9 protein-coding genes are annotated in these 14,599 nt (G+C 73.4%); 5 read left to right on the top strand and 4 right to left on the bottom strand.

Going from position 1 to position 14,599, the window contains the following annotated elements:
- Positions 1 to 2 precede the first annotated feature (2 nt).
- Positions 3 to 1,406, top strand: a complete 1,404-nt coding sequence (locus EDD32_RS01785; RefSeq protein ID WP_123914097.1) for an O-antigen ligase family protein — start codon at positions 3 to 5, stop codon at positions 1,404 to 1,406.
- Positions 1,403 to 2,302 (top strand): glycosyltransferase family 2 protein, encoded by a 900-nt coding sequence (locus tag EDD32_RS01780; RefSeq protein WP_170175160.1) that lies wholly within the window; start codon positions 1,403 to 1,405, stop codon positions 2,300 to 2,302. The genes EDD32_RS01785 and EDD32_RS01780 overlap by 4 nt, the downstream gene beginning before the upstream one ends.
- Here EDD32_RS01780 and EDD32_RS01775 read toward each other — a convergent pair.
- From EDD32_RS01775 to EDD32_RS01760, 4 genes are all read right to left on the bottom strand, one after another.
- Positions 2,199 to 3,422: a glycosyltransferase family 4 protein gene (locus EDD32_RS01775; RefSeq protein WP_123914093.1), complete on the bottom strand. Its 1,224-nt coding sequence runs from the start codon at positions 3,420 to 3,422 to the stop codon at positions 2,199 to 2,201. The two genes, EDD32_RS01780 and EDD32_RS01775, sit on opposite strands and share 104 nt — an antisense overlap.
- 81 nt (positions 3,423 to 3,503) lie before the next feature.
- On the bottom strand, positions 3,504 to 8,906 hold the full coding sequence (locus EDD32_RS01770; RefSeq protein WP_123914091.1) for a peroxidase family protein: 5,403 nt from the start codon (positions 8,904 to 8,906) through the stop codon (positions 3,504 to 3,506).
- A 793-nt stretch (positions 8,907 to 9,699) separates the two neighbouring features.
- On the bottom strand, positions 9,700 to 10,032 hold the full coding sequence (locus EDD32_RS01765; RefSeq protein WP_123914089.1) for an acyl-CoA carboxylase epsilon subunit: 333 nt from the start codon (positions 10,030 to 10,032) through the stop codon (positions 9,700 to 9,702).
- Positions 10,029 to 11,639 carry an acyl-CoA carboxylase subunit beta gene (locus EDD32_RS01760; protein ID WP_123914087.1) on the bottom strand — a complete coding sequence of 537 codons (1,611 nt, stop codon included), beginning with the start codon at positions 11,637 to 11,639 and terminating at the stop codon, positions 10,029 to 10,031. The genes EDD32_RS01765 and EDD32_RS01760 overlap by 4 nt, the downstream gene beginning before the upstream one ends.
- A gap of 104 nt (positions 11,640 to 11,743) precedes the next feature.
- Between EDD32_RS01760 and EDD32_RS01755 the strand changes: the two genes are divergently transcribed.
- The 3 genes from EDD32_RS01755 to EDD32_RS01745 all read left to right on the top strand — a co-directional run bounded on the left by EDD32_RS01755 (position 11,744) and on the right by EDD32_RS01745 (position 14,593).
- Complete coding sequence (locus EDD32_RS01755; protein WP_211338692.1) at positions 11,744 to 12,580, top strand: biotin--[acetyl-CoA-carboxylase] ligase; 837 nt, start codon at positions 11,744 to 11,746, stop codon at positions 12,578 to 12,580.
- Positions 12,581 to 12,625: 45 nt separating this feature from the next.
- The gene (locus tag EDD32_RS01750; protein WP_123914085.1) at positions 12,626 to 13,717 is read left to right on the top strand and encodes an adenylate/guanylate cyclase domain-containing protein; all 1,092 of its coding nucleotides are present in this window, start codon (positions 12,626 to 12,628) and stop codon (positions 13,715 to 13,717) included.
- 189 nt (positions 13,718 to 13,906) lie between these two features.
- The gene (locus EDD32_RS01745) at positions 13,907 to 14,593 is read left to right on the top strand and encodes a response regulator transcription factor (protein ID WP_123914083.1); all 687 of its coding nucleotides are present in this window, start codon (positions 13,907 to 13,909) and stop codon (positions 14,591 to 14,593) included.
- Positions 14,594 to 14,599 lie beyond the last annotated feature (6 nt).

Genomic DNA, 14,599 nt, shown 5'->3' with positions numbered 1-14,599 from the left:
CCGTGAGGGAGTACCTGCTGCCGGGGGTGCTCACCGCGGCCGCGGTCGCCGCGGCCCTGTGGCTGCCCCGGCTGGCGCTGAGCGTCCGCGCCGCGTTCGCCGTGTTCTTCCTCGCCGTGCTCGCCAACGGTGTCGCCCTCGACGTGGGCCCCGCGACGGTGCGGGTCGAGCTGCTCGCCCTCGCGTTGCTCGTTCTCGCGGCCGTCCTCGACGGGCGAGGGACGACGCCACCGCCGGTGCGTGCGGGGGCGGTGGCGATGGCGGGCCTCGCGGCGTGGTGGGCGGCGTCGTTCCTCTCCTCCGTCCTCGTGGCGCCGGAGCCGGTGCGCTCGCTGTTCATGCTGCTCAACCTCACCGCCGGGGTGGCGGCGTACTTCCTCGTGCTCCGGCTCGCGCCGCACCACGCCGCCCTCGTCCGCACCGGGACGTGGATCCTCGGTGCCGTCAGTGCGGTCTCGCTCGTCCTCCTCGTCGCCCTGCCGCCCGAGACCACCCCCCTGGTCGCCTCGTCCCAGGGGGGCGGCCTGCCCCGGGTGCGGGGGCTCGCCCTGGAGCCGAACCTCATGGGGGGCCTCTGTGCCGGCTGGCTCGCCGTCATGGTGCACCGGCGCCGTCAGCTCTCGACGCGGCACCTGCTCCTCGCCCTGCCCGTCGTCATCGCCCTGGTGCTCACCAACACCCGGGCGGCCTGGGTGGCCCTGGCCGTCGTGCTGGCCTTCTGGGCGCTCACCCGGCACGGACGGTTGCTCAGGTCGCCGCCGGCCCTCATGGTCTACGCCCTGGGGGCCGGGCTCCTCCTCGCCCGCTGGGGCGAGCTGCGCGCGGAGCCGGGCTCGCTGGTGTGGAAGATCGAGAACCTCCTCAACTTCGAGATCGGGACCGGCTCGTACCGCGTGGACACCTGGCGCCTCGCCCTGGCCGACCTCGACGCCGCCGACGCGTGGCTCTTCGGCCTCGGGGTGAACTCCTACGCGCAGCGGCACCCGGTGGACATCACCGGGGTGACCGAGGGGTACGTGGGCAACCTCTGGATCGCGTGGCTCTACGACTCCGGCGTCGTCGGGGTGCTCGGGTTCGCGGTGCTCCTGCTCGCCCTCTGGGCGCGCAGCGCTGACCGGCTCGGCGCGCTGCCCGTCTTCGTCGCCGTCGTGCTCACCTCGACGTCGACGAACGGGTTCTGGATGACCTTCCCGTGGGTCTTCCTCGCGCTGGCGGGCACGCCGGCGCGACCGGCCGTCCCGGTGGGCGGGACCGGACGGGTCCGGCCGGGGGAGCTCCCACGTCGCGATCCGGCCGCTGCCGACCGCGTGACCGTCACCGCTGGAGCCGCGCCCCCCGAGGCTCCCGGAGTCGGTCCCGAGGCTGGCGGGGTCGGTGGAGCACGCGGAGAGGGCGGGCACCCGTGACCACCGGGCTCGGGGTGGTGATCCCCGCCTACCAGGCCGAGCGCACCCTGGCCCGGGCGGTGGCCAGCGCCCGGGCCTGCGGGGCCGAGGAGGTCGTCGTCGTCGACGACGGCTCCACCGACTCCACCGCGGCGCTCGCCCGGAGCCTCGGCTGCACCACCCTCGTCCAGTCCAACGCCGGGGCCGCCGCCGCCCGCCGGGCGGGCGTGCGGGCCTGCACCGCGGCGGTGATCGTGCTCCTCGACGCCGACGACGAGCTCGTGCCGTCGGGGGTCGCCCGCTCCCTCGCGCTGCTGCCCTCCCGCGGTGCGGACTGCGCGGGGGTGGGCGGGGTGACCCTGGCCGTCGCGCCGGGCGGCGGCGAGCGGACCATGCGGGCCCGGCGCCGGCGCGTGCGGCTCGACGACCTGCTGCGGGACGGCTTCGCCCCCGGTGCCCCCGCGGCGATCGTGTGGCGCGCCCCCGTCCTGCGCGCCGCCGTCGCCGACGCACCGCCGGGGCTGTGGCCGGCCTACGCGGAGGACTACGAGCTGACCGTCCGGGCCGTCGGGTCCGGTCACCTGGAGTTCCACGACGAGGTCAGCGCGAGGTACACGCTCGCCGGCGGCAAGTCCACGCACGACCCGATGCGCAGCATCGCGGCGTCCGAGGCCATCCGCCTGCACTACGCCGGCGTGCACGCCGTGCCGGTGCACCCGCGGCCGCCCCGCGCGCTGCGCGCCCGGGTGCTCCTGCGCGAGGCCATGAACCTGCGGGCGGGGGGCCCCCGCACCCACCCACGTTACGGGGCTCTCATCCTGCGTGCCGCGGCGGCGGACCCGGGGCTCGTGGCCGCGATGACCGCACGGAAGGTCCGCGACGGCCTGTCCCGGCGCCGGCGTCGAGCAGCGCGGTGAGCGCCTCCCCGTAGCGCCGCAGGGAGAAGTGCTCGAGCGCGTACGCCCTGGCCCGCCGGCCCTGCTCCCGGGCCCTCGCCGGGTCGGCCGCGACGGCGCGGAGGCCCTCGGCGAGGGCGTCGGCGGACCCCGGCTCGACGAGCAGCCCGGTCCGGGGCGCGTCGGCCAGCACCTCGGCGAGGCCCTGCACGCGGGCGGCCACGACCGGGCGTGCGGCGAGCATCGCCTCGACGGCGGAGTTGCCGAACGTCTCGGCCCGCGAGGGGACGAGGACGACGTCGGCGGCCTCGAGGGCGGCGCGGGTGGGGTGGACGTAACCGTGGAGACGGACCGCGCCGGCCAGGTCTGGCCGGGCCACCCTGCGGCGGAGCTGGTCCTCGAACCACTCGTAGCCGGGGAAGACGCTGCCGTAGAGGTCGAGGGTGACGGGCAGCCCGGTCGCACGCAGCCGGGCCACCGCCTCCACGGCGAGGTCCACGCCCTTCTTGGGCGAGAGCCGGCCGACCACGACCACCGCGAGCGGGTCCGTCGGTCGTCGTTCCCGGGGCTCGCGCGGTGTCCCGTCGTCGGGCACCCCGTTGTGGACGACCGCGACACGTCGCACCCGCGGCCGGGTCGCCGTCACCGACGCCCGGGTCGCGCCGCTGTTGGCCACGACCGAGCGGGGGAGGATCAGGGGGAGGTTCAGGGCCGTGCGCACGACCCACGGCTGGTCGTCCTCGGCCTCGTGGACGTGGCACAGAGCCGGTACCCCGGCGAGCCGGCCGGCGAGGAGCCACGGCGGGATGGTCAGGGTGTTGACGTAGAGCAGGTCCGCGTCCAGGCGGCGCAGCGTGCGGACCATCCGGACCACCGCCGGCACGGCGGCCAGGCCCCAGCGGAGCATCCCGGCGGGGGTGAGGACGGACTTGCGCAGTACCGGGAAGGTCATGACGGCGGTGGACGCACCCCGCGCCCGGAGGATTCCGTGCAACGGACCGTCCTCGGGCAGGAGCACGTGCGCCCGCCAGCCGGCCGCGACGGCGGCCCCGACGGTCTCGAGGAGCTGGCGGTCCGAGCCGTACAGGTCGGGCGACGGGTGGACGAGCAGCAGCCGGCGGGCACCCTGCGGTCCGGCCATGAGTCACCTCCCGCCCCGGACCTGGATCCATGCGGGCGGGGGCCCGGGCTGACGCCCGGACCCCCGCCCCTGTCGGTCGGACTAGCCGCCCGGCACCACCTCGGTCGCCGCCGAGGCGGCGTTCTCGTTGGTGCCGAGGTCGTCGGTGTAGCTGACGACCAGGCGTAGGGCGGAGCCCTGGTCCTCGGCGGTCACCTGGTAGGTCGGGACCGGGTCGAGACCCGTGCCGGTCGCGCCGGCGATGTCCGTCCAGGTGTCCCCGGCGCCGCGCTGGAAGCGCCACGCGCCGGTCGTGCCGGCGACGAGGCCGGTCGTGCCGTCCGCGTCCTCCGGAGCCGTGGCCATCCGGACGAAGTCACCCAGGATGGGCGCCGCCGGGATGATCGTCGGCGCCACCGGAGCGTCGTTGACGTTCTGGACGAAGACCGGCGACGGGTCGGACAGCACGATCTGGGTGGCCCCGGCGGTGTCGGTGTACGACGCCACCACCCGGACCTGCCAGTCCACCTCGGCGTCACCGAGCGTGAAGCTGCCGGTGTTGTTCGCCTGGGTGGTGATCCACTGGTCGGTGATCCCGTCCTGGGCGACGTCCTGGGCGATCTGGAGCTCGTACAGCACCGGACCCACCACGCTGGCGGGGTCGACGAGCTGGAGGTCGGCGGTGAGCGCCTCGTCCTCGACGAAGGTCGAGGTCACGGTGATCGAGCCGTTCTCCTGGGTGCAGTCCGTCGGGTCGCCCAGGCCTGCGGGCAGGCACAGGGTGACGTCGTTGAACCGCAGCCGCTCGACGTTGCGGACGACGTCGGCGCGGGCAGCGCCCACGACCGTGTTCGTCACGCGCCAGACGTTGTCCTCGAGCTGCTCGATGGTGTAGTCGAGCTCGCTGCCCGAGAACTCCACCGTGTCGATGGCGTCCGCCTGGTTGGTGGTGTCGTTCTGCAGACGCCGCTCGGTGTACAGGTCCGCGGGGTTGATCGTCCCGTTGACCATCCGCACGGCGTAGGCGTTGATGCTGGCCTGCCGCTCGACGACGTCGCCGCCGCCCGGCCGGTGCACCACGTTGACGTCCACCCAGGCGTCGCCGTCGACGAAGTTGCGGCCGAGGCGAGGCTCGATCAGGTCGCTGCCCTGACCGCCCAGGAGGATGTTGTTGTTGAAGTCCGTGTCCAGCTCGGTCTGCCCGACCAGGAACGGCTGGGCGTAGACCGGGATCTCGCCGCCGCCAAGGAGGTCCCGCAGGCCGGCGACGCGGTCGAGGTGCTCCTGGGTGAGACGGTTGCCGTAGCCGAGGCCGTCGGTGGCGCCGTCGAGCGGCTCCGCCGCCTGGGCGCCGCGGATGACGTCGTTGCCGTTCCAGCCGGAGACGGCCTCGACGTTGAGGTAGCGGTCGCGGATCGCGGTGAGGTTCTGCGGGATGCCGAACACCAGCGCGAGGTCGGTGTTGAGCGGGACGCCGGTGCCCTTGTTGGTCACCCAGTCGAACCCGAGCATGCCGCCGAACCGCTCGGTGCCCAGGCCGGCGACCATGATGTCGTCCCCGCCCTCGGCGTCGTGGTCGTTGTTGCCGGGACCACCGATGATGACGTCGTGCCCGCCGTGGCTGAGGTTCGGGTCGTTCATCATCGTGTTGGAGTTGTCCCCGACCAGCAGGTCGTGGCCCAGGCCGCCCTCGATCCAGTCGTCGTTCTCGTGGCCGATGAGGTTGTCCGGACCGGTGGAGCCGAGCAGGAAGTCGTCACCGAGGCCGGCGAAGGAGGTCGCCTTGTCCTGGCCGCCGATGATGAAGTCCTTGCCGGACCCGCCGAAGAGGATGTCGCCGAGACCGGGGCCGCCGCTGATGACGTCGTTGCCGGCCTCGCCTTGGATGCGGTCGTCGCCGTTGAGGTCGGTGAGGATGTCGTCGCCGTCGCCGCCCATGATGGCGTCGACACCGTCGTCGCCCTCGATGCGGTCGTTACCGGCCAGACCCCAGATGGAGTCGTCGCCGATGCCGCCGCGGACGTTGTCGGCCTGGTCGGTGCCCTGGATGAAGATGTGCTCCCCGCCGGTGAAGCGCCACTGGCCGTTGAGCAGGGTCAGGCCAGCCGCCTGGAGGTCCGCCGCCGGGTCCGTGAGGTCGAAGGAGATCTGCGGGTCGGCGAAGACGTCGTGCGGGAGGGCGGTGGCCTCGGTGTTGCGCAGCATGATCTGCGACAGCGAGTTGGCCTCGAGGGTGTGGAACAGGGTGTTCCCGAGGTTGCGGTTGAGGTAGTAGAAGCGGTCGCCGTTCTGCAGGCTCTCCAGCTGCTGCTCGAAGACGAAGTTGAACGTCGTGCCGAGCATGCCGCCGAAGACGAACGGCTTCTCCGCGAGGCCGCCCATCCAGAAGTCGACGTCGTTGAGGCCGGTCTCTGCCGCCGGGGCGGTCATGAAGGCCGGGTCGGCCACGAGCGCCTCGGCGGCGGTCCGCCGTCCCTCGATCGTGGTGACACCGTCGAGGGTCGGGTGGATGCCGTAGGCCGCCACGAAGTTGAGGATGGACTCCGGGTTCTTCATGCTCAGCCGGAAGTCCTCCCAGCTGCTGTAGGGCTCGAGCTCCGGCGCCTGGGTGGCGTCGAAGAAGGTCGTCCGCGCCGCCTGCAGCGGTGGGACGCCGGTGTCACGGGCGCGCAGCATGTTGATCGAAGGCAGGTCGAGCGGCAGGCCGAGCAGCTCGTTGCGGAGGGTGTCGACGACGAACTCGTCGATGCCGCTGGCCGTCTGCTGGGCCATGCCCTGGATGACGGAGCCCGCGGCCTCGTCCGGGGTGAGGGTCTCACCGTTGGGCCCGGTACGGAATGCCACCGGGTTGAGGAACGCGTCCAGCAACGGGATCTCCTCGACCACGCCGTCGAACTCGCGGTCGACCGTCTGGGTGAGCATCGAGTGCCCGAAGCGGTAGACGACGTGGGCGAACTCGGCCGAGATGGCCGGGTTGAGGTCCGGCACGTAGGAGTTCTCGTTCTGGACCGTCGGGTCGATGTTGGGCTGGATGCGGCGGGCGAACTCCTCGAACACCAGGTGCTGGTACTGCATCTCGGTGAAGAAGCGCGCTGCCTGGAACAGGCGCTCGCCGTAGTCCCAGAAGCCGTCCGCCTGGAAGCCGGCCAGCAGCTCGGGGGGGGCCTCGGTGGTGAGGAAGTCGTTGATCTGCTCGCTCATGCGGTTGTGCTCGGCGTGGAAGACGTGGTGGACGGCCGTCAGGGCGATGTTCTCGTTGCCGCGTCCGTCGCCGGTGACGAAGTGCGCGTCGAGCGCCGCGTTGTCGTACCCGGCCGGCGGGTCCTGCGGCACCGCGCCGTGCGCGATGTCGTCGAGGAAGGCTTGGTTCGCCCGGAGTGCGCCCGTGGTGGAGATCGGTGCGGCCGGGTTGCCCTCGACGAAGCCGTCCTCGAACGCCAGCTGCGGGAACCCGTTGGGGCCCGGGACGAAGCGGCCGTAAGGGTCGGTCATGAGGAGGGGGACGTTGAGGACGTCGTCGTCGACCAGGTCGATGCCGAACACCGTGCGCGCCTGCTCCTTGGTGTCCGCCCAGGTCGCCAGGCCGCCGTCGGCCCCGTTGAGGAGCCGGCCGGTGAACTCGGGGACGCCGCCGACGAGGTCGTAGTCCCGCAGGAAGACCTGGTGCGACGGGTTCGAGGTGTAGGTCTGGTTCTGGTCGATGAACGGCGTCGTGCGGTTGGTGTGCTCGCGGCCGCCGTCGGTGGAGTCGATCGTCGCGCGGTCCAGGACGAAGAAGTTCGTCGGGGAACCGGGGACGTACAGCGGGTCGTCCGGCTGTAGCGGCACCATGACAGCACCGTTGCCGCCCTTCGAGACGAGGTCGAGCCCGTGGTCGAAGAACTGGCCGAAGATCGTGAACAGCGACGTGGCCGAGGCCGAGAGGCCCTCGTCCGTGGCGATGTCCGGGATGAAGATGTCCGTCCCGGCGATGAGCCCGGCGACCTGCTGCTCCACGGCTGCTGAAACGGTGGGGAGGCCACCGAGGATGGTCACCCGCTGGGGGCTGAGCCGCTGGAGCTCTTCGGCGACCACGGCGGGCAGGGCGCCGGTGCCCGGCACGAGAAGGAGGGGACCACCGGCGAGGCCCGCGACCGGGCCGCCGGCCAGCGCGTCGGGGTAGTTGGCGCCGCTGGCGAGGAAGACCTCCGTCGTCGCCGTGGGGTAGTTGGCCGCGGAGATGGCGACGGACGTGGCGTAGCGGTCGGCGCCCGAGACACGGGTCACCGTGGGGGCGTAGGAGCCCAGGGCGGCCATGGTGGCGTCGGAGACGGAGGTGCTCGAGCCCAGGACGACGATCTCCTGGGGTGCGAGGCGGGTGAGCTCAGCGGCCGTCTCGGCGGGGACGGAGCCGGTGTTGGTCAGCAGGATCGGGTGACCGTCCCGGGCTGCGGGCGCCGAGGCGGACAACGCGTCGGGGAAGTTGAACCCGGTCGTGACGTAGGCGCGGGTCACGTTCGGGGCGAACGTGGCGGCGCTGATGGCAGCGGCCGTGGCGAACCGGTTGGGACCGGAGAGACGGGTGACGGTGCCGGCGGTGTAGCTGGTCAGGATGTCGGCCACGGCGTCGTTGACCGTCGGGGTCCCGCCGAGAATGACGATGTTCTGGGGCTGCAGGCGCAGGAGCTCGGCGGCCGTCGCCGCCGGGACGCCGGTGCCCGAGACCAGGAGCAGCGGACCACCCTCGGCTGCGGCAGCTGGGCCGCCCGCAAGGGCGTCGGGGAAGTTCTGGCCGGTGGCGATGAACGCGACCGGGACGCCCGGTCCGAACCGTGAGGCGCTGATCGCGGCTGCGGTGGCGAACCGGTCGGGGCCGGCGAGGCGGCTGATCGTCGCTCCGTTGATGACGCCGGCGCCCTCGACGCGGGCAGCGACGTCGACGGCGGCCGGGTTGGCCGTGGTCTGGTCGACGATGAGGTTGGAGATGGTGCGGACCTCGGAGTCGAAGACGATGCCCTGGGTCTGCTCGTACGTGGTCGGTGAGCCTGCGCCCGGGAAGCCCGCGGGCACGGGGTCGGCGGTGCGGTACTGGGCCTCGAGCAGGCGGGGGAACGTCCGCGCGCCGGCGCCGTAGCCATCCTGGCCGGGCAACAGGTTGTTCCATCGGCCGTCCACGGTGCGCAGGCCGAAGGGGAGTGTGGGAGCGCCGACGCACGGGTCGCCGTCGGCGTCGACGTGGGTCTGGGTGGCGGCGTCAAAGCGGTTGCCCGGCCGGCACAGCGGCGAGGAGTCGGGGTCTTCGGTGACCACGTCCTCCGCGTGCGCCTCGGAGATCTGGATCTGCTTGAGGACGAACTCGAGGTCGCCGGTCGTGACGTTGAAGTCCTGACCGGGCGGCGGGGCCGCACCGGCCGGACCGGTGACGACGAAGACTCCGGACAGCATGACGGCACTCGCTGAGACGAGTGCCCCCAGCCTGGTCGCTCTGGTGCGGCGGTCCTGACGGTGCCGCGGTACTTCGGCCATCGTTGGCTCCTTACCAAGGTGGTCGGAAAGCTTCTGGTCCTGCGAGGTGGCGGCGGGCCGAGGCCTGCGCCGAGTGCTGCTGCTCTGTGCGGTCCGTCTGCGGGTCCCACCCGCGGCGTGGCCCGGAGTCCTCGTCCGTCCCGAGCGACGACCGGGGCAGGGCCCGGCTGGTGCGAGGGGTCCGGGGGGCGGGCGAGCGCCGGACGGCGGGCCGGCACGAGCAGCGGCCGCGACGGGTGCGCCGCGGGCGGCGGGGGCGGCCGGTCCTGGCGAGGGAGGCGGGTGCGCAGCGGCGCGTCAGGGGCAGCGACCGTGCCTCGGTCGACGTCGTCCCCATGTCCCGGCCTCCAGCCTCAGCTGTGGGCCCCCCCAAAGCGCCGTCGGCCGCACGTGCGCCGATCGGTGTTCCCCACTGGTGAGCCTCCCGCGCCCGACAGGGGCCCTCAATCCCCAAACTTGAGGCCGGGGGACCCCCCACGTTGGGGGTTGCGAGCGGCCGGCGCCGCGGGGACGGCTTCGCCGCACCAGCCATGACGAGGGTCGCCGACGGGATGAGGGCTGCCGCGGACCGGGCCGCGGGTGCTGGGTCGCCGGTGCTGGGCGGCACGGCGTGGCTCGCACCGGTAGTGGTGCGCCAGGGCTGGGGGCGGCGCGGCGTCACCTGGCCGGCGGCAGGGCGAGGGCCGGGTGAGGGGGCGTGTCGCGTCGGGGGTCGTCGGTGTGCGGGAGCGACGCGCGGCGCCGGCGTGCGACGTCTGGCGCCGTCAGGAATGCAGCGCCCAGCGGCGCGCCCTCAGGGGTGCAGCGACCAGCGCCACGAGCCCGGCCCGGGGACGGGGCCGGCCCCGAGCGGTCGGGTGCGGTCGGTCCAGCGCGTGCGGACCTGCTCGGCCCCCTCGTCGGGCAGGCCGCCGAGCTCGACGGCTGCCGCCCGGGCCGCGACGAGGCCCGCGACGAGCGCCGCCAGCTCGACCTCGTCGGGCGCGCCGTGCACGACGCGCACCGCCGCGGTGGCCGGCAGCCCACCGTCGCCGGCCGACCCGGCGCCGGCCAGGGCGACCGCGACGGTGTCGTCGTCGCCGGAGAAGTCCTCGGGCGTGGCGGCCGAGATCTCCGTGGTGGTCACAGCGGGATGTTCCCGTGCTTCTTGGCGGGCAGGCTCGCCCGCTTGGTGCGCAGCGCCCGGAGCGCACGCACGACCTGCACGCGGGTCTCGGACGGGGCGATGACGGCGTCGACGTAGCCGCGCCGGGCGGCGTCCCACGGGTTGACGAGGGCCTCCTCGTAGTCCGCGACGAGCCGGGCCCGCTCGGCCTCGACGTCGCCGCCGGCGTCGGCGACCTTCTTCAGCGCCGAGCGCTGGAGGATGTTCACCGCCCCGCCGGAGCCCATGACGGCGATCTGGGCGGTGGGCCAGGCGAGGTTGATGTCGGCGCCGAGCTGCTTGGAGCCCATGACGATGTACGCGCCGCCGTAGGCCTTGCGGGTGATGAGGGTGACAAGCGGGACGGTCGCCTCGGCGTAGGCGTAGATGAGCTTGGCGCCGCGCCGGATGATCCCGTTCCACTCCTGGTCGGTGCCGGGCAGGAAGCCGGGGACGTCGACGAACGTCAGGACCGGGAGGTTGAACGCGTCGCAGGTGCGCACGAACCGGGCCGCCTTCTCGGAGGCGTTGATGTCCAGCGTCCCGGCCATCTGCAGGGGCTGGTTCGCCACGATCCCGACGGGCCGGCCCTCGACGTGGCCGAAGGCGGTGATGATGTTCTGGGCGTAGCCCGGCTGGACCTCGAGCAGCTCGCCGTCGTCGACGACGTGCTCGACGACCGTGCGCATGTCGTAGGGCTGGTTGTCCGAGTCCGGGACCAGGGTGTCGAGCTCGGCGTCGGCGTCGGTGACCTCGAGCGCGGAATCGGCCTCGGCGGCCGGCACGGGCCACGAGGGGGCGTCGGAGAGGTTGTTCGAGGGGAGGTAGGACAGCAGTGCGCGCACGTAGTCGATGGCGTCGTCCTCGTCGGCGGCCTGGTAGTGGGCCACGCCCGAGCGCTGCGCGTGGGTGGCCGCCCCGCCCAGCTCCTCGAAGCCGACCTCCTCGCCGGTGACCGCCTTGATGACGTCGGGGCCGGTGATGAACATGTTCGAGGTGCCCTCGGCCATGACGATGAAGTCGGTGAGCGCGGGGGAGTAGACCGCCCCGCCGGCGCTCGGGCCGAGGATGAGCGAGATCTGCGGGATCACCCCGGAGGCCGCGACGTTGCGCCGGAAGATCTCGGCGAACTGCGTCAGGGCCGCGACGCCCTCCTGGATGCGGGCGCCACCGCCGTCGGAGATCCCCACCACCGGCACCCCGGTGCGCAGGGCGAGGTCCATGACCTTGGTGATCTTCTGGCCGTGCACCTCGCCGAGGGAGCCACCGAAGACGGTGAAGTCCTGGGAGTAGACGCACACCTGCCGCCCGTCGACGGTGCCGTACCCGGTGACGACGCCGTCGCCGGGGACCTGACGGCGCTCGAGGCCGAACGCCGTCGAGCGGTGGGTGGCGAAGGCGTCGAGCTCGGTGAACGAGCCCGGGTCGAGGAGGGCCTCGAGGCGCTCGCGGGCGGACTTCTTGCCCCGACCGTGCTGCTTCTGCCGGGCGGCGTCCGCCGGGGCGGTGATGCCGGCCTCGACCCGGTCCGCGAGGTCCGCGAGCTTCGCGGCGGTGGTGGTCGAGGTCTTCTCGGTCGTATCGGTCACGTCCCCGAGAGTAGTTGTCGGACCCCCACCCCTCCTTGGGCAGGATGTGCGTGTTCAGGCCCGGGTGGTTGTGCGGGTCCCACAAATCGGCCCGCGGTGGTTCCATGGGGGCCATGGACGACGGCGCCGCCCCCTTCTCCCGGACCGTGCGCGTCGCGCGCACCGGCTCGACCAGCACCGACCTGCGCGAGGCCGCCGCCCGCGAGCCCGGACGGTGGCCGCACCTGTCGGTGCTCGTGGCCGACGCCCAGGACGCGGGCCGGGGCCGCGCGGGGCGGTCCTGGGACACGCCCCCCGGCCAGGCGCTGACCGCCTCGGTCCTCGTGCGTCCGCGCGTGCCCGCCCAGGACCTCGCCTGGGTCACGCTCCTCACCGGCCTGGCGGTCCTCCGGGCGGTGGAGGACGTCCTGACGGGCGCTGGCGGCGGCGCTGCGGCACGGCGCCGGGTGGCGCTCAAGTGGCCCAACGACGTCGTGATGGTCGACGCAGGCGAGGAGGACCTGCCGGGCTGGGGCCGGGACCGCAAGGTGGCCGGCATCCTGACTGAGGTCGTGCCCGGGCAGCCACCCGCCGTCGTCCTGGGGATCGGCGTCAACGTCGCGGAGGAGCGGTCGGGGCTGCCCGTCGGCTGGGCGACGTCGCTGCGGCTCGAGGGCGCCGCGGCGACGCCGCAGCACGTCCTCGCCGCGGTGGGCCGGCACCTCGTCGCCCTCCTCGACCGCTGGGAGACGGCCGGCGGGGACACCGGCGCCCTCACCGGCGAGGTCGCCGAGCGCTGCGCCACGCTCGGGCAGGAGGTCGCCGTCGACCTGCCGGGCGGGGAACGGCTCGAGGGCACCGCGACCTCGCTCGGCGCCGACGGGGCGCTCCTCGTCCGCACCGAGGATGGCCGGGAGGTGGCCGTGCGCGCCGGGGACGTCAGCCACGTCCGACGTCGCTGACCCGCGGGCCGACGTCCCGCCCGGGTCGCGGGCTAGGCTGCGACGGTGACGACCGAGCCAGGGACGAGCGGCGCGCCCGACGCCGTCCCGGACCGGACGGACGACATCGGCGAGGCGCGCTCGAACAGCGCGCCGTCCTCCACGGTGGCCGAGCACCTCGACCAGCTCCTCGGCGGCCCCGCCCGGTACACGATCATCGAGCTGGCGCAGCGGGCCGGGGTGTCGGTCGATCTCGCCCGGACCTTCTGGAAGGCGATGGCGTTCCCCAACGTGCAGGACGACGTCGTCCTCTTCGGTGACGGCGACGTCGCCGCCCTGCAGGAGATGGCCTCGCTCGTCGACGACGGCCGCCTGGACATGACGGCCGTCATCTCGCTCCTGCGGGCGCAGTCGCACATGACCGACCGGCTCGTGCTCTGGCAGACCGAGGCCCTCATCGAGCACGCCGCGCGCACCCTCGACCTCGACGACGTCTCGGCGCGGCTCGTCGTGCTCGACAAGCTGCCCGGCATCGTCGACGTCCTCCAGACCCAGCTCAACTACGCCTGGCGCCGCCAGCTCGGTGCCCTCATGGTGCGCACCGAGGCCGAGGTGGCGGAGATGCGCCAGCCGGACACCGACCCCTTCCACCTGCCGCTCCAGCGCGCCCTGGGGTTCGTGGACATGGTCGCCTACACCCGCCGGTCGACCGAGCTGGGCTCCCGCGCGCTCGCCGACCTCGTCCAGACCTTCGAGTACACCTCCCGCGACGTCATCACCACGCACGGCGCCCGCGTGGTCAAGACCATCGGTGACGCCATCCTCTACGTCGCCGACGACCTGCCGACGGCGGCGGAGGTGACCGTCGACCTCGTCGAGGCCCTGCACGCGAAGGAGAACATGCTGCCCGTGCGGGCGGCCGTGGTGTGGGGCGGGGTGCTCTCGCGCAACGGCGACGTCTTCGGCCCCACGGTCAACCTCGCCTCGCGCCTGGTCGACGTCGCCCCGCCCGGCGCGATCCTCATGGACCCGGACACGGCCCGGGCGATGTCGCTCACCCCTGTCGCGCGCCGGTACACCATGGTCCCCCGCGACGTCGCCGACCTGCAGGGGCTGGGCCAGGTCATGCCCTACGAGCTGCGTCGGGTCCCCGGCTGACCTTTGCACGCGCAGCCGAGCTGCACGGGGATCTCGGCCGACCCGCGCCGAGATCTCAGCCGGCCCGCGCCAGACCTCAGCCGGCCCCGGGGCCCGCCACAGGGCGAGCTGCACACCCCTGACCTGCGACGACGCCACCTGGTGAGCAAGGCTTGACCCTTTGTTGACGTTCTGTCCTACGATGACGGCGTGACTAACGTGCTGCTGGTAGAGGACGACCCGGCGATCGCCGAGCCGCTGGCCCGGGCGCTCGGGCGGGAGGGGTACGACGTCCGTCCCCACGGCACCGGCCAGGCCGCGATCGACGACCTGCCCAACGGCGTCGACCTCGTCGTCCTCGACCTCGGCCTGCCGGACATGGACGGCCTCGACGTCGCCCGCCACATCCGCAACCAGGGCCTGACCCTGCCGATCCTCGTCCTCACCGCCCGGGCCGACGAGGTCGACCTCGTCGTGGGCCTGGACGCCGGTGCCGACGACTACGTGACCAAGCCCTTCCGCCTGGCCGAGCTCCTCGCACGCGTGCGGGCGCTGCTGCGCCGCGCCGGCGGGGACGTCACCGAGGAGGACGAGCTCGTCGCCCAGGACGTGCGGGTCGACGTCGCCGCCCACCGCGCCTTCCGCGGTACGCGCGAGATGCACCTCACGGCCAAGGAGTTCGAGCTGCTGCGCGTCCTCGTGCGCGACGCCGGCTCGGTCGTGGGCCGCGAGACCCTCATGCGCGAGGTGTGGGGGACCGACCCGACCGGCTCGACGAAGACCCTGGACATGCACGTGTCCTGGCTGCGCCGCAAGCTCGGTGACGACGCCAACGACCCGAAGTACATCACCACCGTGCGCGGGATGGGCTTCCGGTTCGAGACGTCCGGGAGCTAGCCTCCC

The organism is Georgenia muralis (assembly GCF_003814705.1).
GTDB classification, from domain to species: Bacteria; Actinomycetota; Actinomycetes; order Actinomycetales; family Actinomycetaceae; genus Georgenia; species Georgenia muralis.
Note: the sequence above shows the minus strand (reverse complement) of the source record. Positions and strands in the feature narration are given on the sequence as shown.